The organism is Streptomyces clavuligerus, assembly GCF_005519465.1.
Lineage (GTDB): Bacteria > Actinomycetota > Actinomycetes > Streptomycetales > Streptomycetaceae > Streptomyces > Streptomyces clavuligerus.
The window spans coordinates 1,657,698-1,680,524 of sequence record NZ_CP027858.1 but is presented as its reverse complement, the minus strand read 5'-3'; the positions used below and the strand labels follow the sequence as shown (position 1 = coordinate 1,680,524).

Annotated in this window: 18 protein-coding genes; 11 read left to right on the top strand and 7 right to left on the bottom strand. The window is 67.0% G+C overall.

All coding sequences use genetic code 11. From position 1 onward, the window contains the following. Positions 1-81 precede the first annotated feature (81 nt). Positions 82-1,068: a helix-turn-helix transcriptional regulator gene (locus CRV15_RS06700; protein WP_003955806.1), complete on the bottom strand. Its 987-nt coding sequence runs from the start codon at positions 1,066-1,068 to the stop codon at positions 82-84. Positions 1,069-1,352: 284 nt separating this feature from the next. Between CRV15_RS06700 and CRV15_RS06695 the strand changes: the two genes are divergently transcribed. From CRV15_RS06695 to CRV15_RS06675, 4 genes are all read left to right on the top strand, one after another. After that, a complete protein-coding gene (locus tag CRV15_RS06695) occupies positions 1,353-1,547 on the top strand; it encodes a hypothetical protein (protein ID WP_003955807.1) in 195 nt (64 codons plus the stop codon). Positions 1,548-1,553: 6 nt separating this feature from the next. Beyond that, positions 1,554-1,823 carry a hypothetical protein gene (locus CRV15_RS06690; RefSeq protein WP_003955808.1) on the top strand — a complete coding sequence of 90 codons (270 nt, stop codon included), beginning with the start codon at positions 1,554-1,556 and terminating at the stop codon, positions 1,821-1,823. A gap of 125 nt (positions 1,824-1,948) precedes the next feature. Continuing rightward, positions 1,949-3,271, top strand: coding sequence for a C40 family peptidase (locus CRV15_RS06685; protein ID WP_003955809.1), 1,323 nt, complete (start codon positions 1,949-1,951; stop codon positions 3,269-3,271). A 95-nt stretch (positions 3,272-3,366) separates the two neighbouring features. Continuing rightward, a complete protein-coding gene (locus tag CRV15_RS06675; RefSeq protein WP_003961915.1) occupies positions 3,367-4,482 on the top strand; it encodes a transglycosylase family protein in 1,116 nt (371 codons plus the stop codon). On the opposite strand, the gene CRV15_RS06670 is transcribed toward CRV15_RS06675, so the two are convergent. The 4 genes from CRV15_RS06670 to CRV15_RS06655 form a co-directional block, all read right to left on the bottom strand. After that, a complete protein-coding gene (locus tag CRV15_RS06670) occupies positions 4,427-5,884 on the bottom strand; it encodes a tyrosine-type recombinase/integrase (RefSeq protein ID WP_003955811.1) in 1,458 nt (485 codons plus the stop codon). The two genes, CRV15_RS06675 and CRV15_RS06670, sit on opposite strands and share 56 nt — an antisense overlap. A gap of 243 nt (positions 5,885-6,127) precedes the next feature. After that, positions 6,128-6,394, bottom strand: coding sequence for a helix-turn-helix transcriptional regulator (locus tag CRV15_RS06665; RefSeq protein ID WP_003955812.1), 267 nt, complete (start codon positions 6,392-6,394; stop codon positions 6,128-6,130). 121 nt (positions 6,395-6,515) lie between these two features. Next, a complete protein-coding gene (locus CRV15_RS06660; protein ID WP_003955813.1) occupies positions 6,516-7,220 on the bottom strand; it encodes an HAD family hydrolase in 705 nt (234 codons plus the stop codon). After that, the gene (locus tag CRV15_RS06655; protein ID WP_003961916.1) at positions 7,217-8,707 is read right to left on the bottom strand and encodes a helix-turn-helix domain-containing protein; all 1,491 of its coding nucleotides are present in this window, start codon (positions 8,705-8,707) and stop codon (positions 7,217-7,219) included. Before CRV15_RS06655 ends, CRV15_RS06660 begins: the two co-directional genes overlap by 4 nt. A 228-nt stretch (positions 8,708-8,935) precedes the next feature. Between CRV15_RS06655 and CRV15_RS06650 the strand changes: the two genes are divergently transcribed. The 7 genes from CRV15_RS06650 (at position 8,936) to CRV15_RS06610 (ending at position 19,474) form a co-directional block, all read left to right on the top strand. Further along, complete coding sequence (locus CRV15_RS06650) at positions 8,936-9,487, top strand: ATP-binding protein (protein ID WP_230864169.1); 552 nt, start codon at positions 8,936-8,938, stop codon at positions 9,485-9,487. Between the two features lie 317 nt (positions 9,488-9,804). Then, the gene (gene fxlM, locus CRV15_RS06645) at positions 9,805-11,028 is read left to right on the top strand and encodes a methyltransferase, FxLD system (RefSeq protein ID WP_003955816.1); all 1,224 of its coding nucleotides are present in this window, start codon (positions 9,805-9,807) and stop codon (positions 11,026-11,028) included. A gap of 53 nt (positions 11,029-11,081) precedes the next feature. Next, the gene (locus CRV15_RS06640) at positions 11,082-11,276 is read left to right on the top strand and encodes an FxLD family lanthipeptide (protein ID WP_003955817.1); all 195 of its coding nucleotides are present in this window, start codon (positions 11,082-11,084) and stop codon (positions 11,274-11,276) included. Between the two features lie 87 nt (positions 11,277-11,363). Further along, on the top strand, positions 11,364-14,420 hold the full coding sequence (locus tag CRV15_RS06635; protein WP_003955818.1) for a lantibiotic dehydratase: 3,057 nt from the start codon (positions 11,364-11,366) through the stop codon (positions 14,418-14,420). Continuing rightward, positions 14,417-15,640 (top strand): lanthionine synthetase C family protein, encoded by a 1,224-nt coding sequence (locus CRV15_RS06630; protein WP_003961918.1) that lies wholly within the window; start codon positions 14,417-14,419, stop codon positions 15,638-15,640. The genes CRV15_RS06635 and CRV15_RS06630 overlap by 4 nt, the downstream gene beginning before the upstream one ends. Beyond that, complete coding sequence (locus tag CRV15_RS06625; protein ID WP_003961919.1) at positions 15,622-16,650, top strand: thiopeptide-type bacteriocin biosynthesis protein; 1,029 nt, start codon at positions 15,622-15,624, stop codon at positions 16,648-16,650. The genes CRV15_RS06630 and CRV15_RS06625 overlap by 19 nt, the downstream gene beginning before the upstream one ends. Positions 16,651-18,403: 1,753 nt before the next feature. After that, positions 18,404-19,474, top strand: a complete 1,071-nt coding sequence (locus tag CRV15_RS06610) for an SAVED domain-containing protein (protein ID WP_231405987.1) — start codon at positions 18,404-18,406, stop codon at positions 19,472-19,474. Between the two features lie 96 nt (positions 19,475-19,570). On the opposite strand, the gene CRV15_RS06605 is transcribed toward CRV15_RS06610, so the two are convergent. Further along, entirely contained in the window at positions 19,571-21,334 is a 1,764-nt protein-coding gene (locus CRV15_RS06605) for a ThiF family adenylyltransferase (RefSeq protein WP_003955823.1), read from the bottom strand. Continuing rightward, on the bottom strand, positions 21,331-22,332 hold the full coding sequence (locus tag CRV15_RS06600) for an SMODS domain-containing nucleotidyltransferase (RefSeq protein ID WP_003955824.1): 1,002 nt from the start codon (positions 22,330-22,332) through the stop codon (positions 21,331-21,333). Before CRV15_RS06600 ends, CRV15_RS06605 begins: the two co-directional genes overlap by 4 nt. Positions 22,333-22,827: the final 495 nt, after the last annotated feature.

Below are 22,827 nucleotides of genomic sequence, written 5' to 3'. Positions count from 1 at the left end.
TCGTGGGGCGGGGTTGCGTCCGGGGCCGTCCCGCCGGACCGGGGCCGCTCACGGCGGGGTCCGGGGGAGCCGGCGCCGGGGTCAGAGCCAGCCGCGCTGCGCCGCCTTGAGCCCCGCCTCGAACCGGCTGGTCGCGTTGAGGCGTTCCATGAGACTGGACATCTGGCGGCGCACGGTCCGCAGGGACAGCCCGAGCCGTTTCCCGGCGGCCTCGTCGGTCATCCCGGACGCCAGCAGCTTGAGCAGTTCCTGTTCCCCCGGGGTGATGCCGTCCCGCGGCGCCTGCTGCGGAATCGCGCCGAGCGGCACGGCGGCCTGCCAGGTCTGCTCGAAGAGGGTGACGAGCGCGGCCACGATGCCCGGGGACCTCGTGCACAGCGCGCCGAGGCGGGAGTTGGCCGGATCGATCGGGACGACAGCCGTCTCACGGTCGAAGATCAGCAGCCGGGGCGGCAGCACGGGGCTGGTGCGGACCTGTCCGCCGTGCTCTGTGGTCCACTGCGCGTAGGCGAGGGTCGCAGAATCGTTTCTGACACTGTCCTGGTAGAGGGCGCACATCTCCACCCCGCGCGCCATCGCCTTCTCGTCCAGCGGCCGGGAGGCGTCCAGGCTCGCCTGGGACTGGGCACCGCCCGGCATGATCGACAGACACTCCCCGCGCAGCTCCTCGGTGAGGGCCTCCAGCCGGGACTGGATGGCGTCGAGTCCGACCAGCCGCTCCGCGCCGTCCGTCTCCGTGTTCGGCCGCAGATCCGCGTACTCCGCGACGGCGCGGGCCGCGGCGGCCTTGCTCAGCGCCAGTTCCCGCTGACGGCGGGCGAGATCCTCCTCCTGGCGGCGGAGCAGCCGTTCCAGGCCCGCTTCGGGGCTGACCGCGCGCAGCCCCCCGGTGTGCTCGCGGGACGGGGTGAGCAGTCCCAGATCGACGAGGCGGTCGAGGGCGTCCCGCACCTGGGACTCGGACAGCCCCAGATGTCGGGCGAGTTCGGCCACGCCTCCGGTCCGGTCCGCCAGCATTCCGCGGTAGACGGCTTCCGTGTGTCTCTCCAGCCCCAGCACTTCCAGCACTGGTCTACCCCCAGTCGTGATGTCGGCACCGACGGTGCTCACCCCCGGCTCAAGATGATCTTAGGTGCGAGGCCCCGGAAGCCCCAGAGGTGGCACCAAGATGCCCGGCCTCTTGGTGCCATCCGCACTCCCTTTCTCCGGGTCGAGGGGGCGAGCAGGATGGTGGTCACCGGGACGGCGGGGCACACCAGCCCCACCCCAGGCCAGGGCCGCAAGGCCGGACCGGTGCGGCGCGCACCGCAACCGTCCGTCCTTTCCACGCGTTCCTGTCCCAGGGGGATTCCATGTCTCGCACCGCTCGCCTGATCTCCGCCGCCGGCGTCACCGCCCTGCTCTCCCTCGGCCTCGTCACCGTGGCGGAGGCGCCGGGTGCCCCCGGGGTCATCGGCTGGGACTCGGTGCGGGCCGCCGGTGCCGGGCCCGCCGTGATCGGCTGGGACTCGGCCCCCGCCGACAAGCGCGTCATCGGCTGGGACTGATCCGGCGTGCGGGTGATCCAGACCTTTCTGACGGGCACCCGGGCGGGGCCGCCCGCCGAAGGGGCGGTCCACCTGGTGCACGATCTGCTCTGGGCACACGCCAGACCCTCCGACGGCCTGGAACATGTGCGGGCCCGCCGCGACGAACACGGCCTGGACGTCTTCCTCTTCGTCGACGCCGACAGCGATCGGTCGGCCCGCGCCCAGATGGCCGCGCTGCTCGGCCGGGTGGACACCCTTCTGGACTCCCACGGCTTCGCCCTCGATCTGTCCTGACCTCCGCCCGCCTCTGCTGTGCGGGTCATGGCCGCTGACCGCGGCGACCGCCGCGGACCCCGGCCGAACGCCGTCCGCCCCTGTCCCCGGGCGCCCTCTTCCTCTTCGCCTTCAGGAGTTTCCGCATGGCTTCGGTGCCTTCCCGTCTGACCCGCACGGCTCTCGCCGCCGCCCTCGCTGTCTCGGGCACGGTGGCGGCCACCGCCTTCACCGCCCCGTCCGCCCACGCGGCCCCCTCGGGCTCCGCGACCGCCCCGGTCGCCGCCGCCTCGGCGGTCAACGGCGAGATCTCCCGTTCGGAGGTCATCGCCCGCGCCAGGTTCTGGCTCAACAAGGGCATCCCGTACGACCAGGGAGGCTCCCACCCCGATCAAGACGGCCGCAACTACCGGACGGACTGCTCGGGTTATGTCTCGATGGCCTGGCACCTCGGCACCAGCGCGAACACCCAGACGCTGCCCGGCCACTCGCATGAGATATCACGCAGTGATCTCAAGCCCGGCGACATCCTCAACAGCTTCTACGACCACGTCATCCTGTTCGAGAAGTGGGAGGACGCGGCCCGTACGAAGTTCTCCTACTACTCGTTCGGCTCGACCCCGGTGAAGCATGTCACCGGAGTCTCCATCAACGCCTCGCACTTCGACGGCCGACCCAACGGCGACTACAAGGCCCTGCGCTACAACAAGATCATCGACGATGGCGCAGCCCGTGATTTCACGGGTGATGGTCGTGATGATCTGTTGGGTATTTCGGATGCGGGTGAGTTGAGGTTGTTCGAGACGGGGGCGGATCTGTCGTTCGCGACGCGGGTGGTGGGTCCGGGGTGGGCGGCGAAGGATTTGGCGTCGGCGGGTGATGTGAATGGGGATGGCCGGGGTGATGTCGTCGCGGTGGATCGGGTGACGGGTGATCTGCATCTGTGGACGGGCCGGGGTAATGGTTCGTTGAATGCTGCGGTGCAGGTCGGTCGTGGGTGGACGAATATTGAGCAGCTTGCTGTCGGTGATTTCACGGGTGATGGCAAGGCTGATGTGGTGGCGATTACGAGGGATACGGCGAATCTGTTGCTGTATCCGTCGTCGGGTTCGGGTTTTTCGGGTCCTGTGGTGTTGGGGACGTCGGGGTGGGGGAGTGTGAAGAACCTCGCGGTGGGTGATTTCACGGGGGACGGCAGGGCGGATGTCGTGGCGACGAATGAGACGAGTGGTCAGCTCTCGTTGTATCCGAGCAATGGCAGTGGTCTGAACGGTTCGGCGGTGATCGGGTCGAGTTTCCATCTGAAGGACAAGCTGACGATGGCGGATCTGAACAAGGACGGGACGAGCGACATCGTGGCGGTGGACCGGGCCACGGGTGATCTGACGATCTACGCGAGCAACGGCAGCGCGATCACGGACACCCGCAAGATCGGCGACGGCTGGTCCACCATGACCAACCTCCTCTGACCCTCGCCCTGTCGCACAGGGGTGCCTCATCACCGGGCACCCCGGCTTCTCCGGCTGTCCACCCTGTTCCCCTTCACCACTCTGTGAGGTCATCTGTGTCCGCAACCCTCGGCCGCCTCCGTATCGCCGGTATCACGGTGGCGCTCGCCGCTCTGGCCCCGTTCGCCGCCGCCACTGCCGAAGCCGCTTCCGTGGAGACCTGGGACAAGGTCGCCCAGTGCGAGTCCGGCGGCAACTGGTCGATCAACACCGGCAACGGCTACTACGGCGGCCTCCAGTTCTCCCTCCAGACCTGGCGCGCCTACGGCGGCGCGGACTACGCCGCCTACCCGCACCAGGCGACCAAGAAGCAGCAGATACTCACCGCCGAAAAGGTTCTCGCCGGCCAGGGCGAAGGCGCCTGGCCGACCTGCGGCCCCCGCCACGGCCTCGGCTCAGACCCGGCCGAGCCGTACCCGCCCACCATCCCCGCCCGTGATTTCACGGGTGATGGTCGTGATGATCTGTTGGGTATTTCGGATGCGGGTGAGTTGAGGTTGTTCGAGACGGGGGCGGATCTGTCGTTCGCGACGCGGGTGGTGGGTCCGGGGTGGGCGGCGAAGGATTTGGCGTCGGCGGGTGATGTGAATGGGGACGGCCGGGGTGATGTCGTCGCGGTGGATCGGGTGACGGGTGATCTGCATCTGTGGACGGGCCGGGGTAATGGTTCGTTGAATGCTGCGGTGCAGGTCGGTCGTGGGTGGACGAATATTGAGCAGCTCGCTGTCGGTGATTTCACGGGTGACGGCAAGGCTGATGTGGTGGCGATTACGAGGGATACGGCGAATCTGTTGCTGTATCCGTCGTCGGGTTCGGGTTTTTCGGGTCCTGTGGTGTTGGGGACGTCGGGGTGGGGGAGTGTGAAGAACCTCGCGGTGGGTGATTTCACGGGGGACGGCAGGGCGGATGTCGTGGCGACGAATGAGACGAGTGGTCAGCTCTCGTTGTATCCGAGCAATGGCAGTGGTCTGAACGGTTCGGCGGTGATCGGGTCGAGTTTCCATCTGAAGGACAAGCTGACGATGGCGGATCTGAACAAGGACGGGACGAGCGACATCGTGGCGGTGGACCGGGCCACGGGTGATCTGACGATCTACGCGAGCAACGGCAGTGCGATCACGGACACCCGCAAGATCGGCGACGGCTGGTCCACCATGACCAACCTCCTCTGACCCTCCTCCACTCCCCACCCCGCCCGAGCGACAAGAAGGCCCCGGCCGACGCGAGAACGCGCCGACCGGGGCCCGGGCCGTAGGGACTCAGCACTCGATGATGTTCACCGCGAGCCCGCCCCGGGCCGTCTCCTTGTACTTCACCTTCATCCCGTCCGCTGTTCCGATCATGCCGTTGACCTGCGATTTCTGAGCGGAAGCAATGCCCCATCCCGGCCGCCAGGGACTTCTCAGGGACTTTGCGCCCGGCGTCGGCGAGCCAGGAGTCCATGGCCGCCAGACCGCGCCGCCCGGCACCGGGCATGAAGTGAGCGTAGTGGTCGAGCGTGATCTTGGGGGAGGAGTGCCCGAGCCAGACCGCGAGGCTCACCACGGACTCGCCGGCCTCAAGCTGCACGCTGGCGTAGGTGTGCCGCAGGACATGGAACATGTCCGAGCGTGACGACGCGTAGACGGGGTAGCGGCGGACCCGGCCGCCGTACTCCTGAGTCTTCTCGCCGATCACCGTGAGCAGCCCGACGGCCGCGAGCGCGGGCCGCCAGCTCCGCTCGTTCCAGGTCTTGTAGTAGATCCGGTTCCCGTGGGAGGTGGTCAGCACGAGCTGTGCGGTGATCGGCCGCCGCTGCCGCTCCTCCAGAGCGTTGGCCGGAGGCTCCGGGTTCCTCCAGGGAAGGGTGCATGCTGTCGAAGGGAACCGGCGGAAGTGCCCGCGGGCGCGGGCCGCAAGGCTGGGAGAGAGCGGCACATCCCGCGTTTTGCCGCCCTTGGGCAGGCAGAAGTACGGACGACCCTTCGTGTCCCACCGGAGCTGACGCCGGATGCGCACGACCATGTTCTTGAGGTCGAAGTCCTCCTCCGCCAGGCCGAACGCCTCACCCTGGCGAAGGCCGAGCCCGAGCCCCAGGTCCACGGCCAACCGGTAGCGCTCCTGAAGGTGCTCCCGAACGGCGTTGACGGTCGTCCGGGACCACGCCTTGCCCTTCTTCTCCTTGGCACGCGGGGCCTTGACACTCTTGTGGACCTTGAGCGGGTTCCGCAGCAGCCGCTGATCGTCCACGGCGCTGTTGAGGACGGACGAGAGGTGCCCCCAGATCACCTCCGCGGTCGAGTCCTCGACCCGTGTCAGCAGAGTTGCCTTGAAAGTACGCAGGGTGGACGCGTCGATGTCCCGCAGCGCGACCTCGCCGAGCAGCGGTATGAGGTGGTTGTTGATCCGGCTGGCCATCGGGCCGGCGGTCGAGGGCTCATCGGTCCGTCCCGGCCACCAGTGCTCCACGATGTAGTCGCCGACCGAGATCGCGCCATCGCGGGGGTCGATGAACTCGCCCCGGCTGGAGTCGGTCCGGGCGGTCGCCAGCCATTTCTTGGCGTCCTCGCTCGTGGTGAATGAACGATCCTGCACGCTGGGTATCCCCTTGACCGGTACCGCAGGCCCTTGCCGTACAGGGCGGTGCGCTCGCGCTTGCCGGTCTCCTTGTTCGGCCGCTTCTTCAGCCATCGGTCCTCTATGTAACCAGCCACGCGCTTGGTGCTCCCCTTATGGTGCGGTGATTCCTTCCGAATGGGTGTTCAGGACGCTGGCTGGAGCCAGTCCTTATCCCGAATCCGGAGATTTCTCTGAAGAATTTTTCGAGGGGGATTTTCTCTATGCGACCCTGCGCGTGCGGGCCTGAGGTTTTTGACGAAGCGGGTCAAGAGAGGGGTTCGACCGTGAATTGGACAGCTCTTGGGCTCGCACCCACTCGTCGAGCGCCGTGATCCGGTACATGACGCGACGGCCCATGCGGAAGCTCGGCGGTCCCTGACGCCGGTGACGCCAGACATAAAGGGTGTTCGGGGAGAGCCCCAGATATGTGGCTGCCTGCGGCAGGCTCAAGAATGCCGTTTCGTTCGGTGAGATTGCCTGAGGCATGACTGCGTTCCTGTCGTCCGTCCTTGAGGTGACAGGAGAATGGTCCGGAGAAAGAGAGGCTTGGATGAGCCGGGCCGCCAGTGATAGATGGGCGCGGCAGACTCCTCGATGATCCCTCCTTCTACTCGGCCCCAGGACCGATCAGCCGCAGAAGCTGCAAAGGGTCGGTGAGGTCGGAGATGACATGGTCCGCGCCCGCGTCGGCCAGATCGGCTGCCGAGGTGGTCCCGGATGCGACACCGATCACCCGCGCCCCGCCTTCGCGTCCTGTGCGGACGTCCTCCAGCGAGTCCCCGACGATGACGGTGTTGCTCCGGTCGAAGAAGTGCTCGTACGCGGCCCCGGCTCGCCCCTGAGCAACGCCCACCAGGGCCGGACGATGAGGATCGTCCGACGCGTACCCCCCGACCGCCGGATCGACAAGGCCAATCAGATCGAATGTCGAGAGTTTGATTTCCGCGCTGGCCCGAAGATTTCCGGTGACGACGGACGGTAGAAGACGGGGAGACTTCCGCACGGCGGTGAGCGACTCGGCCGCACCGGGGAGCAGTAGCCCCTCTGTCAGCATTTTTCCTCGATGCCGCTCCAACTCTCCGGGCATGAGACCGATGATCCGCCGCGCGAACGAGTCCACCTGCTCACTGGGGACACCGTTCACGGTGAGGAGTTCCTTCACCGCGACCGGCATGGTGACACCCGTCCCTTTCGCCGGAAGCCGCTCCGGAGGGCGTCCGACGACCTCCTCGAAGACGGTTCGGTAGACGAGCCGATCGATATCGCCGACGTAGACAAGGGTCCGGTCGATATCCCACAGGACAAGAATCATGCCGCCGCACGCCCCTTCATGACGGATTCGCCGCGTTCCAGGAGTTCACGTGCCGCCGGGGTGTCCTCGAATCGCCGGACCTCCGCCAGCATGGAGTGGAGGTGATCGTCCAAGCGGGAGGAATGAACGCCGTCCACCAGGCTGAGGACGTCCCCGGCAATGCCCCATCCGACGTCGGGGTTCTTCGTCTTCATATGAGCGGTCGCCGCTCGTGAGAGGAACTGGGCGGTCGTACGGATCTCCTCCTGGCTCAGCTCATCCCGGGCAGCGTCGAAGGACTCCGCCGCTTCGCTTGGCCGGCCGAGGTCGAGAAGGCAACTCGCCGTCTGACCGAGGATCTCGCCCGGCTTGATCCAGTACAGCCAGTCCGGATCGTCCTCCCCACGGCCTTGTGCGCACAGCACCCTGGCCTCCTCCAGGGCCGCGCGGGCTGCGGATTCCTCGCGCAGCCGTGCGTGACCCCGGGCCTGCCGGGTCAGAAGCATCGCCTGCAAGGCGGGGGCATCGCGGTCGCTGATACCCAGCCGCGCGGTTCTGGCGGCGGTGACCGCGTCCCGTGGATCTCCGACGGAGTACCCGTGAATGGCCAGGAAGGAAAGGGCCGCCGCGGTGAGGCGGGAGTCCCCAGAGGCATGGGCCGCTCGCAGCGCGGCGAGGAACAGTCTCTGCGCCTTCGTGTGGTTGCCGCCGTCGAACATGTACCAACCGGCCTGCGCTGCCGCGTCCGCGGTTGCCGCCGCCAGCCGACGACCCCGGGCCTCGTCGTACGAACCGTGCTTCAGCAGCCTGACGAGGATCTTCAGATGCCCCATCGACGTCGCCGCCAGACTGCCGCTGCCGCTACTGGCGTCCATGTGCCGGAGTGCGTCGGTCGTCGCCTCCAGAGAAGCGATCAGCGGGATGGTGACTCTGGTCCCGTTCGAAGACATCGAGGCCATGACCTCAGGGGCCGCGATGGTGGATTGCAGCACGTACTGCGTCAGGCCGGCCCCGCTCAGCGCCAGCACCCCACGGCGTTTCATGACACCTCCGACAGCGAACTCAAGTGAGGTCACCATACGGTCCGCATTCCACGGCAGAGCGGGGTCGAGAGGCCCGCTCGACCCCGCCCGACCCGGTTCACCGAACGGGGTCAGCAGCAGGGGACGAAGGTCCGCGGGAAGCCCGAGGCCGTTGAGGAAGTCGATGATGGCCTCGCCTCCTCCCAGATGCTTCCGGCCACGCTCCAGGTCCGAGATGAACGACTGGGTGAGGCCCGTCAGAGAGCGGACGGCCATCTGGGAGAGACCGGACCGCCGACGCAGCAACCGCAGTAACTCACCGAAATCCCAAGCGGACAGTGCTCTGCAGACCTGCTCGTCACGCCATGCCCGGTCCGGGACCCGTGCGATGTCGCCGCCCCGGGAACAGGGGGCGCACAGAGGGTCGGGGTTGTACTGGCTCAGCCCGTGACCGCACTTGTCGCACACGCGAAACGACGACTTCATGAGCTGCCCCTGCCTCACTGCCTCACCCCAACCGTCCGTCGGCACCAGGCTAGGCACAGATGGATATCGCCGTAGCGATATCGCTTCAGCGGTCCCCTTGGACCCGCGCGACCTCAAGACTCCTCCCACGGCTCACCGCACACGCCGTCCGGAAGCACCGCGATTCCGAGTCCGAGGGAGGGGACAGTGACCACAGGTACGGCTCAACGCTCGAAGCACGTTGGCCTGTTGACCGACGAACAGGCGTCACCGGAGTCCGTCCTCACGGAGCCCACCGCGTTGGTGTGCTCACTCGGACGAGGAGTGAGGTGCTGGAACCTCCGGAACCCGAAAGCGCAGTGCTTCGCGGTCGACTTCGACCGGACCACGGCCCCAGGCCGCCCCCTCACCGATGAGGACAGATCCCGGCCCGGAGAGGTCCGGCGAATCGAACGAGCCCATCTGCGGCTCTGGGGAGCCGACAACCTCGTCGCAACTGCCGACCTTCTGATCACCGAACTGGTGACCAACGCGTTCGAGCATGGACGTGGCCAGGTCGAGGTGCGCCTGTGGTGCACGGCCAGCCGCTTCTGGCTCAGAGTCGGCAGTGGCTCGCGGATCGAGATCGGCGAAGGCGGGCTCGAAGCGCCGGACGAAGATCTCGCCCAGACCGGTAGGGGGCTGCTTCTGGTTGACGCGTTCGCCGATTTCTGGGGACTGTCGGACGACCGCACCTCGGTGTGGTGCTCCCTCCGGACTCCTGAAGGCGAAAGCCCCGGGGAGGCGGTGCCCGCTGATTGACTCCGTTATCGGGCCAATCTCGCCGCAGCGGGTTTCGGACATCCTGCCGTCTCGCCCCCATGGCGGCAGCGTCTCCGGGGCAACGCGGCACTGAACTCGTCGCGTCTGGGGCGGGGTCGGCTGCCGTCTGCTGCGGTGATGAGCACTCGTCGGACCCGCAGGAGACTGCGCGACCTGACGCAGCGCATTCCGGCCAGCCCCTGTCGTTTGCCGGGGAAGGCCGACGGCCGCCGATAGCGTCCCGGCGTGGTGGCACCGACGGCGCCCCGCCGGCCGGTTCTTCCCACCCTGAACACGTACGAACGAAGGACACCCTCATGACCCACACGACAGTCGACTCCGGCGAGGCCGCACGGTTGCGCAACCAGGTCGTGGACCAATTGGTCGCCGACGGCGCGATCGCCTCCCAGGAGGTCGAGGCCGTGATGCGGAAGGTCCCCCGGCATGCCTTCGCTCCCGAGGCGACCCTGGAGAAGGCGTACGCCCCGTACGCGGCCGTCATCACCAAGACGGACGAACACGGCGTCCAACTCAGCTCGGTGTCCGCGCCGCAAATCCAGGCGATGATGCTGGAGCAGGCACAGGTACGCCCGGGAATGCGGGTGCTGGAGATCGGCTCGGGCGGTCTGAACGCGGCCTACCTCGCCGAGCTGGTCGGGGAAGCCGGTGACGTGGTCACCGTGGACATCGACCCCACGGTCACGGACCGGGCCCGCCGACTGCTGGACGAGTACGGCTACGACCGGGTCCAGGTGGTCTGCGTCGACGCGGCGGAACCCCTGGACGACCTCGGCACGTTCGATCTCGTCATGGTGACCGCCGGCGCCTGGGACATCCCGCCCGCGTGGACCGAGCGGCTCGCCCCGGGCGGACGCCTGGTCGTACCGCTGCGGATGCGCGGGCTGACCCGGTCCGTGGCCTTCGCCCGTACCGGCGACCACCTGGAGAGCGAATCCGCGTTCGTCTGCGGATTTGTCCCCATGCAGGGTTCGTCCGGGCACCAGGAGGAACTGCTGCTCGTCGCCGGGACCCCGGAGATCGGGCTGCGGTTCGACGACGGACTGCCCGCCGATCCGAGCCTTCTCGATAACGCCGTCACCACCCCGCGGGTCGAGTTGTGGACCGGAGTCGACGTCGGCCGCGGCGAACTCGTGGACACGCTCCAGATGCACCTGGCGATCACACTGCCCGGCTTCTGTGTCATGACGGTCGACCCCGACCTGGACACCGGGATCGTCGCCCCCTCCAACAAGTCCTTCTCCCTCGCCGCCGTGGACGGCGCCGACTTCGCCTACCTCACCGTCCGCCCGACCGAGGACGACAAGGGCGTCGAATACGGCGTCCATGCGCTCGGCCCGACGGCCTCCGGCTTCGCCAAGATCGTCGCGGACCACATCCGTGACTGGGCCTGCGACCGGCGCGGTGGCCCCCACCCGGTCATCCGGGTCCATCCGGCCGGCACCCCTGACGAGCAGATCCCGGCCGACCGGGTCATCGACAAGGTGCACAGCCGGATCTCCCTCGCCTGGCCCCCGGCTTAGCCGCCGGAGACCAGGTTGTCCCGTACCACTTCAGAAGAGAGGAAGGGCACGGCATGACGAACGCCACCCTGGCTCAGGCCGAACTGCCTATGGCCTTGGACGAGGACGACTTCGCCCCGCTCGATGTACGGGTCGTCATCGCGGAACACCCGTACGGCAAGCTCATGTGCTCCACCGGTGACGGCTGCGGACCGACCTGTCAGGGCGGGGCCTCGGCCTGCAACTCGTTCGTGGAGGACTCGGCCTGACCCGGCACCTCCGGTGGACCGGGCCGTCTTCGGTCCGGTCCACCGGACCGTTCCCCGCTCACGCGCCGCCCGAAGGGTTTCCCTTTCATGACCGCCACGACCGGGGCCGGCCACCGGTGGCAGGGCGTGGCCCTGCTTCGCGCCACCACGAGCACGGGCACAGCCGACCTGCCCCGCACACTGGACCTGGACAACACCGTGCTCCTCCAGGGCTGGCTCGCCCGGATCTGGCAGCGCGATGACGTTCGGGAGGCGCTTCGGTTCACCGCGCCAGTGCTGTGCGAGACCGTCGAGGCCGTGATCGAGGGACGGCAGACTCAGGCCCGGAAGATCCGCCGCGCCGTGCTCTCGATCGCTTCCTACCTTCTGCGCTGGCAACACCGCCCGACACCTCTGGGCCTCTTCGCCGGTACGGCCCCGCTCCTCGTCGGGCCGGATCCTTCGGTGAGCTGGGGTACGAAGCCGAAGGCGACGGTCCGAGCCGACGCCGACTGGCTCACCGAGATCATTCAGCGCCTCCAGGCAAGCCCCGGGCTCCGCGACCGGCTGCCCGTGATGGCCAACGCCCCAGTCCGGATACGTGATGACCGGCTCGTCGCTCCTGGCTCGCCCGCCGACGCCTATGCGTCGCACCTGGCGCCGGAAGAGATAGCCGTATGGAACACGCGCTCGCTCGCGGCTGCGATGGAGGCGGCCCGGCTCCCCATCCCGTACCGGGAGCTACGTGAATGCCTCCGCACCCGGTTCCCACGGGCCGCCGCCGGGCAGATCGACACCCTGCTCCAAGAACTCGTCTCGCACCACCTCCTCATCACGAGCCTGTGGGCACCCATGACCACCGTCGACGCCTTCGGCCACCTCTGCACCGAGCTGAGGAAGGCCGACGCGGAGACCGTGGACGAGGTCCGGGAAACGGTGCAGGAGCTATATGCCATTCACGCTGAGCTGTCCAGGCCGCGGTCCGACCGTACGACCCTCGGCGCCACGATCGCGCGGATGCAGACGGTCTCCTCAGTCACCCGGACCCCGGTTCTCCTCGACACAGCCCTCGACTGCGAGGTCCGGATCCCCCAGCTGGTGGTGGACGAAGTCCAGCGCGCCGTCGCGGCGCTCTACCGGATCACCCCGCAGCCGTACGGCTACCAGCACTGGCGCGACTACCACCACGAGTTCCTCGCCGAGTACGGCACCGGAACGCTCGTCCCCGTCCTGGATCTGGTGTCGGACACGGGCCTCGGCCTTCCTGCCGACTACACCGGATCAGTCCGCGAGCGAGCACCGAAGCAACTGACGGACCGGGACGGAATCCTTCTCCGCATGGTCCAGGAGACCGTTATGGCGGGCCGGGACGAACTGGTCCTCACCGATGCCATGACCGAGACTCTGGCCAAGGCCGTGGGTACCGACGACCGGACGCTCGTCCCTCGTGTGGAAGTCGCCTTCGAAATCCACTCCGCCTCCACCACGGCACTCGCCCGGGGCGACTTCCAGCTCCTGGTCACCGGCGTACCGAGACCAGGCAGCAGCATGGCCGGCCGCTTCGCTCACCTGCTCCCCACAGAGCATCGGGAGGCGCTGGCCGCCACGTTCACAGACAACACCGGCGCGGTAGCTACGCAGCTCAGCTTCGCTCCCCGCCGACGGCGCAACGAGAACGTCGCCCGCGTTCCGCACCTGCTCTCCCATGTCATCCCGCTCGCCGAGCACCGCGAGCCGGAGGACGGCTCCATCCCCCTCACTGATCTCGCCGTCACCGCGGATGACCGCAGCTTCCACCTCGTCCAGATCTCCACCGGCAGGCCGATCACCGTCCGGGTCCCGCACGCCCTCGAAGCCGCAGTCCAGACTCCGCCGCTGGCCCGGTTCCTCGCCGAGATCGCCACGGCCCGGCACGCCGTCTACAAGCCGTTCGACTACGGCGCCGCCGCCCGCCTGCCGTATCTGCCCCGGGTGCGCTACCGCCGTACCGTCCTCACTCCGGCCCGCTGGCTGCTCGCCGCCCAGGACCTTCCGAGCCAGACAGCCACGACGAAGGAATGGGACCACGCTTTCGACGCCTGGAGGGAGCGGCTCCGTGTCCCGGAGCACGTCACCATGACCGAACACGACCAGCGCCTCCCCTTGGACCTGACCCACAGCGTCCACCGCCACATCCTCCGCACTCACCTCGACGGAGCCGACCGCCTGGTCCTGCGCGAATCACCCGGCACCGATGCCTATGGCTGGATGGGCCGTGCTCACGAGGTCTGGCTACCGCTCCACACGGTTCCTGGGGAAGACGACAGCGAGCGCCCTGCTCGGATCTCAACCGCCCTGGTCTCCGAGGGGGAAGCTCACTTACCGGGCGCCGGCACCGTCCTGCGCGCCCGGATTTACGCTCACCCCCGGCGCTACGACGCGATCCTCGTCCGGCACCTGCCCCGCCTCGTCGGCCGCTTCGGCTCCGCCCCGCCGATGTGGTGGTTCACCCGCCGCTCCGACGTTACGCCGCACCTGGACCTCGTCCTTCACATCGAACCTGGCACGTACGGGACGGGGGCGGAACACGTCCATGAGTGGGCCCGCTCCCTTCACGACAAGGCCCTGGTCTCCAACCTCACCCTGACCGACTTCCGCCCGCACCCGGGCGAGTACGGTCACGGACCGGCACTGGACGCCGCCCACCAGCTTTTCGCCGCCGACTCGGCGACCGTCCTCGCCCAGATCCGATTCACCGACCAGAACCCCGACCTCTCACCCCAGGCCCTGGCAGCGGCCAGCATCCTCGACCTCGTACAGAAATTCGCTGCCACTCCCGAACATGGGGAGGAATGGTTCATCGAGCACACACCCCAGGGAAGCGGGCGACTGGACCGCAGCCTGCGCGAACAGGCGCTCGGCCTCTCCACCCCGGGAGACCGGGCCGCGCTCAGCGCCCTCCCTGGCGGCACCGAGGTAGTAGAAGCATGGACCACCCGTGCCACCGCCGTACGCGCCTACCGGCGAGCCCTGATCGACCAGCGCGAGCCCCTGACCGCCGCCCGCTCACTGATCCATCAGCACCACGCTCGCGCCCTCGGCCCGGACACCACCACCGAAGCCGCCACATTGCGACTTGCCCGCACCACTGCGCTGCACCACCGACACCGGAGGCAAACGCGATGACGGCCCTCCCCGCCGAACTCCTCCTACGGCTCACCGACCGCTTGACCGACCCCGTTCCGCCGCCTGCGGACGAACCCTGGCGAGCCCAGTCCCTTGCCGAAGGATCAGCGGGAATCGCCTTGCTCCACATCGAACGCGCCCGCCTCGGCCTGGCACTCTGGAAGCACGCTCACCACTGGATCACCGAAGCAGTGGCCGGAGAGGTCAGCGCCGCCGATACCACCGGACTCTTCCTCGGGGCGCCGGCCGTTGCCTTCCTCCTCAGCACAACGCTCCCGTCCGTCGAGCACCTCTACGCCGACGCACGGGCCACCCTGCACCGGCACATCACGGAGCTCGCCCACCGTCGGACCGACGCCGCGTTCGAACGAATCCACCATGGATCACTGCCTTCGTTCGCCGAGTACGACGTCTTCTACGGACTCACCGGAATCGGCGCCTATCTCCTCCGCACCGACCCCGGAGGCAGGGCCCTGGAACGAGTCCTCGGCTACCTGGTCGCTCTGACCCGCCCGCTCGGCGAAGGCCACCGCGGCCTTCCCGGATGGTGGGTCGACCACGGCCCGAACCGCGAGCACTCCGCCGACTTCCCCGGCGGCCACGACAACCTCGGCGTCGCCCACGGCGTCACCGGCCCCCTGCTCCTCCTCGCCCAGGCCCTCCGCAGGGGCATCGCCGTCCCCGGCCAGTCCGAAGCCATCCGTACGATCAGCGACCACCTCGACACCTGGCGACAGCAGAGCGAAACCGGCCCTTGGTGGCCGGAGCACCTCACCCGCCACGACCTCGCCACCGGTCACCCCCACCAGCCCGGCCCCGCCCGCCCGAGCTGGTGCTACGGCACCACCGGCATCGCCCGCGCAGGGCAGCTCGCCGGCATCGCCCTGAACGACACAAAGCTCCAGGTCACCCACGAAGACGCTCTCCACCGGGCACTGACCGACCCCGCTCAGCTCGCGAGCATCACCGACAACGGTCTCTGCCACGGATGGGCGGGCATCTACCAAACTGCCGTCCGGGCCGCCAGCGACGCGCTCGACCCCCGCCTCCGCGCTCTGCCCGCTCTCCTCAGCACCGCCTTCCGGGACCGTACGCACCCTTCCGAAGATCGGAACCTCGGCTTTCTGAACGGCGACGCGGGTACGGCGCTCGCCCTGACCACCCTGACCGCGCAGCACACCCCGACCTCGGGATGGGACGCATGCCTTCTGATCGACTGACCCGGACCGATCCGTCCCAGGCCACGGAAGCCGTCCTCGACGTCCTGGCCGGAACTGGGATCTCGGAGGCCGCCCGCAAGGCAGACATGGACCCGGCCGACCTCACCGACGCCGTCGAGCTCTTCCGGCGCGCGGGCACCGAGGCCCTCCGGAGCAGCTCGGCCGACTCCGAGTGGTGGCAGGTGAACCTCCACTTCGCCGAGTGGAGGATGGCCGAGACCTACTTCCTGGCCGCGATCATGCCGCTCCTGCGTGCCGCGGAGGCCGCGGGGGACATCGACGGCTGGTGGTACACGCGCAAGCACCCCTGCTGGCGCCTCCGTATCCGGCTCACGTCCACGGACCCGGCGGCAAGGGCCACACTGGCCGTCGGCTTCGACCGGCTCACCGCCCCAGGCGGGAGTTTCCTCGAACGGTGGTGGACCGGCATCTACGAACCGGAGACCACGGCCTTCGGCGGCCCGGTCAGCATGACGGCCGCGCACCGACTGTTCGTCGCGGACAGCCGGGAAATCCCCCGTATCGACGACCGCCACGACATTCCCCTCGGACGCCGAGAACTGTCCGTCCTCCTCTGCACCCTGATGATGCGCGCCGCCGGCCTCGAATGGTACGAACAGGCCGACGTCTGGCACCGCGTCATCACCGACGAACACCGCACCCCGGTCAACCCCATGTCCCCGGAGAAGCTCGAAGACATCACCGAGGACATCGGAACCCTTCTCCGAGCTGACCATGACAGCCTGCTGGGCCCCGGCGGGTCACTCGAATCCGTCAAGGAATGGGCCGCGGCTTTCGGGGAGACCGGCAGATCGCTCGCCGAGGCCGTCCGGCTCGGCACGCTCGACCGCGGCCTGCGCCGGGTCCTCAGCCTCCATGTGATCTTCCACTGGAACCGGATGGGGCTGAGCCTGCACTCCCAGGGCGTCCTGGCTCTGACCGCTCGCACCGCGATCCTGGGCCATTCACAGGATTCATCACGGCCTCCGAAGACCTCGTCCGGAGAGTGAGGCTGCCGTCGTCCGGAGCCGGCCATGAGGGCTCACGGAGTATGCGGTGAGGGCTCACTGAACACTCACTGAGGGCTCAGTGAGCCTCACGGAGCAATCAGTGATCCCTCCGTGAATCGTGAAATCGCAGGTCAAGTGGCATTCAGCGAGCCCTCACGGAGTACTCACTGAGCCGTCAGTGAGTACTCCGTGAGGGCTCATGGTCCGGATCTAGGACCTAGGAACCAGGATCTAGGAACTACTACTGCGGGGCGCGAGCGCCCCCACGCCTGCCCAACGTCTGGTTCCCTGCTCAGGGAGACCGTCTGATCGCCGGATGAAGCCTGAAACGTATTGGACCGGCCGGACTTCTCGACTATCGTCCCTGGTCACCGACCTGGCCCACCCGCGCCGTCCCTACCCGTCACCAACACCGAGGAGCTGCGATGCCCGCCCACGACATCCCGCTCATCGGGTTGCCTCGCCCCTATGCCCACCATCCGACCGGACCGACCGGGAGACTGACCGTCCCGCCGGACACCGACTGACCCGGCCACGGCAACCACCAGTACACCAGTGCCCGAAGTAACGGCACTTCGTCCTGACCGCCCGAGCGGCGGTCACCCGCGCACAAGGTCTCCCACCAGATCGTCGCGGACGCCACCCGCTGGCCAACGACCCGCTGACTTCCCTTGCCACACAGCTCCGTGCTGGCAAGCAACAGGCCCGGTCACTGTGACCAGCTGACCGACCGAGGGACAGGGGTGACCTGGCTGTGAACCGACCGGCCCGGTCACCCCACCCGGGACACCCGGAAACCGAACCCAGCCTCTGCCCGTACCGGAGGTCACCCTGGCCGAAGCCGACGCCTGGATCACCACCCTCTACCGTCACGGTTGCCTCCACCGCGCCGAGCGCGGCCCGGACGGGCTCTGGGCCGTCCGCCGCACGGCCAGCGATGAGTCGTGGATCCTGCACCACCCGGCCCTCGCCCTCGACTACGCCGCCGAGATCCTCCGAGACCTCCGGCGAACCGCCCGGAGACCCGTCGATGACCCGACCCGAACCAGCCGACCCCACCACCGTGGAGGGGGAGGCGACTGCCCGGCGCGAGGCCGAGCAAGCTATATCGTCCGAAACTCCTTGGCAGCACGAGGCCGCCAAGGATCCTCGGACGCGCTCGCCCCCACCCCGGACGGGACGGGGAAACCCTTCCGGCACCAGGGTGCACCGGGAGGGAAGGCTGCGACCAGGGCAGAACAACCTGTTGCCTCCGCCGCAGCAGCGTCCGCGCCTGCACCAGACCGTTCACCGTGACCACGTCCGCAGCCGTCCGCCCGCTTCACCACCGTTGGGCACGCGGCCGGTACGGGTTGGCTGACCATTGCCGGGTTCCTCGCCGTCGCCACCCTTATCCGCCTCATAGCTGCATGGATCTGTATGACAGACCAGTGGACACCCGTCGAATGGCGGATGATCGGGACTACCGACCTCGCGTGTAGGTGTGGGGCTTTCATGCATCCCACCTCTGAACACCAACCTGTTCTTGTCAAGTTGGGTCAGTGAGAGAGCAGACATCGCCTAGCGTCTGATGTGATGAACGAGGGTGAGCGGGAGCGGCAGAGTGGGCGGGGACGGCAAGGTGCGCAGAGGGCGTCGATCGGCGGAGCAGGCGGCTCTGGAGGTGTGGGTTCGCAGCGGCGGGCGCTGCGTCCTGTGTAACTCGTACCTACTGGATGGGCCGATGTCTGGCCGCACAGTCCGGCTGGGCGAGATGGCTCATATCGTTGGACGGAGCACTCATGAGCGCTCGCCTAGGGGGTCGGATCCGCTGAGCGAAACTCTGCGGGACGAGGCGGATAATTTGATGCTGTTGTGTGCTCAAGAGCACACTGAGATTGACGCCAAAGCCACGCAGGACATGTTCACCGTCGCGTGGCTGAGAGGGCTGAAGCAGGACCATGAGGACCGCATCAGACATGTGACGGGACTCGGTCCCGATCGAGCCACCACAGTGGTCCGGATGATGGGGCCGGTGCACGGAAATGCAGTGGAACTGTCGCGACAGACGGCCGCGAGTGCAGTGACAGCGCGGCGTCGGTTCCCGCTGTTCTTGGAGTCCTACTCCCGACATGGAGTGGAGATCGATCTTCAGAACACGCCTGGTGAGGGGCAAACGGTCTCCGGGAATGCTCTGTCTGCGGCGGCTGCGAGTCGCAGCTACTACCAGCAGGCAGTGAAGGTCATCGACGGGGTAATCCAGTATCAGCTGCAGCCGGGAATCGAGAGTGGTTCCGTGCAGCACGTGAGCGTGTTCGGGTTTGCGCGCCTGCCGCTGTTGGTCTACTTAGGGTCTCGGCTTGACGATACGGTACCGACGGACGTCTATCAGCGTCATAGGTCCGAGCAGTCCTGGGTCTGGCCGACTGAAAGTGGCGCAGGTGTGGAGTTCAGCGTGCGGTTGACCCAGGCGGAACCGGCCGGCGATGAAGCTGTAGTGATCATGAATGTCTCGGGAGCGATCGCTTCTCGCGAGGTACCAGCAGAGATCGCGGCCTTGCGGCGGTACGAAATCAGCCCAGTGAACGCGGAGATCTATCCGGATATATTGCGTCAACCGGCTTCCCTGTGCCACCTAGAGGCCGCATTTCGAGGCATTTTGGCACGGCTTGAGATCGAGGCCAAGGGTTTGCGACGGCTGCACATGCTGCCTGCTATACCCATGTCTGCTGCTGTGACGCTAGGACGTATCCATCATCCGCAGGTTCATCCGCAGTTAGTGATCTACGAGAGGCTGGCCGGAAGCTACGCGCCGACTCTTGAAGTGGGGCAGAGTATCGATTGACGAAGCGGCGGGCGACTCTGTGCTCGCGCAGATTGCGAGGGCAGAGTCGCCCGCGTTCCTCGTGTTCCCGTTGAGGATGGGGTCGTGTCGGCCCGGCTATTGGTCCGGAGCCGTGTGGGTGATGAAGTGGTGGGCTGGGAGAACGCCGGTGTGGGGTTGAGCGCACAGATGGGTTCCCGATTGGGGGTGGCGCATCTGGATGCCCAGAAGGTTGACTAAGGTCGCGGTTGTTGCCATGAGATCGGCGGCGGAACCGTGGAAGGTGGGGACGGAACAGCCGCGGGTGGGAAGTAGTTCGTCGCCTGGGGCTGGTTCGGCCCACAGTTGGTGGTAGGGTTCAAGGCTTGAGGTGGCCAGGACACGCTGACCACTGATGTGGTCAATCGTGGAGAGGCTTGCGGGGGTGCCGGGGGCGGCTACCGTGAGGATTCCCAGGCTGGCGCTCAGGCTGTCAGTAGCCATCTGAGCGAGAACTGCTTTGCGGTGGGGACGCTGGGCGAGGAGGTCGAGGAAGCGTCCTGCGGGCATGCTGACGGTGGCATCGATGATGAGGTCCGCGTGGTCTGCGGCCTCAATCAGAGCGGAGTCCGGTGGCGGGCTGGCGATTTCGATGGTGACGTCGTCCCGGATAGTGCGCAGACGCTGGGCCAGAGCGACTGCCTTGCTCGTCCCGATGTGGTTCTCTGTGTAGTTCTGCCGTACGAGGAGACCGCCGGTGATAAGACCGGGGTCGCTGAGGGTGATACGTGCGGCTCCTGCTCGGGTTACCAGCTCTGCAGCCCATGAGCCGATTCCGCCGCAGCCCCAGATGTGTATGTGGGTCCCTTGAAAGATATGGACGGGACGCTGGGTGTCTCGACGGATGGTGATTTCAGGGCGTTCATCGGAGAGGTAGCACCATTCGATGGTGGCCTGGAGGAGTTCGTCGGAGAGACGACCCAGTCGGCCTGGTGCTCTGCGGCGCGTAAGCAGGCGCAGCATGTCGCTAAAGGGAGGCTTCAATCGGCCGGCGAGAAGGAAAGGAGCGCTTGCTGGTATGGCAGGGTGGCGGACGGCCAGGATGAAGTACTGGGCAGTTCCCTCGGGGGCGCGTACGCAGCTTGCTGCGAGTGCTGTGAGTAGTGCCTGAGATAGGGCGCCCGACTGGGGCACCACCTTAGGTATGTCTAAGTCGGTTGAGTCGATGAGCGTCATCAGTTCGGCCAAGGTGCTGCCGGCTCCCAGGGGGAGGGAGTGATCTACCGGCAGGATCGGAGCACGGTGGCTGTCCGCGTTCACAGGCCCCGTGGTGAGGTCGAGTCGGTGAGGGCTGCGAGGGGTGAGCCATCCTGTGCTTGGCGTGTGGTACGGGAGTGCTTCTCGCGCGACCACCGTCGGAGCGCCCGCCGTGTAGTGCAGAACGCCACCGACCGGGTGGTAGAGGGCGGTTGTGGGATCGAATTTGTTGGCCGTCGCGTCGGTTATCCATTCCCACAGCCGATTCACGACGGAGGCGATTCCGGCCCTGGGGTCCCATTCACGGGTTGGGTCAAGGTAGATACACAGTCGGTTGCCCTCCAGCACGTGCGGGGTGCCGGCGAACCGGGTGTGCCTGGTCTGCACCCAGGGCGGGGCTGCAGGTGTGGGGGGAAGAATGAGATCGAAGTCCTCGACTTCTTTCACGGGCAGGCCCCCCTGCACCTGTGGTATGTCGGCAGTACGGATGCTGATGGGCACGGTGACCAGGTTGTCGGGACCAGTGCGAGGGCGGCCGGTGACGCGCAGGTCTTGGCGGTGCCCGGCCGCGAGAGCCGTGAGCTGACCCAGTAACTCTTGCTGCCACGAGTTGGGCTGATCCCGAGGCTTCTTGCGCTTACTCATCCGGCGCGCCCGGTGCGGGAGGTGGAGGTAACGAGCAGGGGGCTCGCGAACTTGGCCGCCGAGGCAATTGAGGCGGTGGGGCGCGGAACGTCGGGGAAGGCGTTGCCGAACAGGCTCCTCCACAGTCGCACGCTTCGGTCGTAGTCCGGCTCATCGTATGCTTCGCGGATCTGGCGGGCGTGGGTATGGATGCGGTCGCGGAAGTAGGCGTAGGTGTCCTGGTTCCATCGGTGATCGAAGGTCACACCCGATCCAGAAGGGTCAGGGATGGAGGGCTTGAAAGGGTGGTCCTGCAGCCAGGTGTCGAGATCCTTGATGATGGTGAGCAGAGCGGTGGGCACGTTGCTGTAACAGCCCGGCTCGCTGACGGCCTTGGTCTCGCTCACGAGCTCGCCGAGCAGAGTGGTGAGGATGATAGACCGAGTGCCGGTGAATGATTCTCGGTGGTTCCGCAGGTACTTCATCAGACGGATGACCTTGCGCAGGTTGCCATCAGCGATGCCGTCTTTCTTCTGCATCCAGGCGGTGAAGCCTGCCGGGTTGGTCTCCTCCCACACGTTGTCGTCACGGTTGACGATTACCTCGCGGCCGTCCTTAAGGCGGAGGTAGGGCACGATGTCGACGTGCATGGATTTCGCGTAACTGAGCTGTACGCAACGACACTTACGATGGTGTTCCATGCCACCGTAGACGCTGTGGCGATGAAGTGCGGCGTAGACCATTTCGATGTACGTCTTCGGATTGTCGGCCCACTCCGCGACCTCATCGAGTTGGAGCATGAAGTCCGCGTCGAACTCGCTCTCGCCGACGGGGTTGATGATGGTGCGCTGCGCCCAGGAGCCCTGTCGCTTCTTAGCCAAGACCAAGGGGCCGAGCTCGGGGTCCGCCTTGAGCGCCCTGTAAATAGCCTCGACACAGTTGGCGAGGAGATCGAGCTTGGCCTGGCTGAGATTCACGGTGTCTCGAAGGAAGGCGTCGAAGCCTGTGCTGTGCTGCATGGCGATGATTCCGTTCTGTACTGGGCCAACAGGGGCGCGCAGGTGGTGGTTGTCTGGATATGGCGAGGCCCTATGGATGTTTGGGGCCCACGCCGGTGGGCGCGGCGAAGCAGGTCGCCGCAGGAGTGGTAGGGGAAATGAAGACGCACGGTCATGCCCGCAGGGGCGGGGCGCACTCACCCGTATTAACAGTGTTGCGGGCGCGAGGACCTGGGATCGGACTCCCGAAGGAGCTTGCGCGACGCTTTGAAAGGGGAAGCCGATGAGCGGCATCAGCGAATGACTGTTCGCGAGGGCAAATCAATCGATGGAGATCGGTGCAGTCCGGTCAGTGGTGCCGAAGGCCATCATGGCCGGGCACATGCGCGCGGTACGGCCCGCAGGCGGATTCCCGTCAGGCTCACGCCGAGGAGAGCTCGCCTCATTTCACAAAGAGCCCGTCAGCTCTCTGCGGTAACTAGTGGACCACATAGAGCGACACCGCCGCAAGGCATA

Excerpts from the sequence above, each read along its gene's own strand:
- CRV15_RS06695 (WP_003955807.1), top strand. The coding sequence starts at position 1,353 with ATGTCTCGCACCGCTCGCCTGATCTCCGCCGCCGGCGTCACCGCCCTG.
- CRV15_RS06685 (WP_003955809.1), top strand. The coding sequence starts at position 1,949 with ATGGCTTCGGTGCCTTCCCGTCTGACCCGCACGGCTCTCGCCGCCGCC.
- CRV15_RS06665 (WP_003955812.1), bottom strand. The coding sequence starts at position 6,394 with ATGCCTCAGGCAATCTCACCGAACGAAACGGCATTCTTGAGCCTGCCG.
- CRV15_RS06660 (WP_003955813.1), bottom strand. The coding sequence starts at position 7,220 with ATGATTCTTGTCCTGTGGGATATCGACCGGACCCTTGTCTACGTCGGC.
- CRV15_RS06655 (WP_003961916.1), bottom strand. The coding sequence starts at position 8,707 with ATGAAGTCGTCGTTTCGCGTGTGCGACAAGTGCGGTCACGGGCTGAGC.
- fxlM (WP_003955816.1), top strand. The coding sequence starts at position 9,805 with ATGACCCACACGACAGTCGACTCCGGCGAGGCCGCACGGTTGCGCAAC.
- CRV15_RS06640 (WP_003955817.1), top strand. The coding sequence starts at position 11,082 with ATGACGAACGCCACCCTGGCTCAGGCCGAACTGCCTATGGCCTTGGAC.
- CRV15_RS06635 (WP_003955818.1), top strand. The coding sequence starts at position 11,364 with ATGACCGCCACGACCGGGGCCGGCCACCGGTGGCAGGGCGTGGCCCTG.
- CRV15_RS06630 (WP_003961918.1), top strand. The coding sequence starts at position 14,417 with ATGACGGCCCTCCCCGCCGAACTCCTCCTACGGCTCACCGACCGCTTG.
- CRV15_RS06625 (WP_003961919.1), top strand. The coding sequence starts at position 15,622 with ATGCCTTCTGATCGACTGACCCGGACCGATCCGTCCCAGGCCACGGAA.
- CRV15_RS06610 (WP_231405987.1), top strand. The coding sequence starts at position 18,404 with ATGGCTCATATCGTTGGACGGAGCACTCATGAGCGCTCGCCTAGGGGG.
- CRV15_RS06605 (WP_003955823.1), bottom strand. The coding sequence starts at position 21,334 with ATGAGTAAGCGCAAGAAGCCTCGGGATCAGCCCAACTCGTGGCAGCAA.
- CRV15_RS06600 (WP_003955824.1), bottom strand. The coding sequence starts at position 22,332 with ATGCAGCACAGCACAGGCTTCGACGCCTTCCTTCGAGACACCGTGAAT.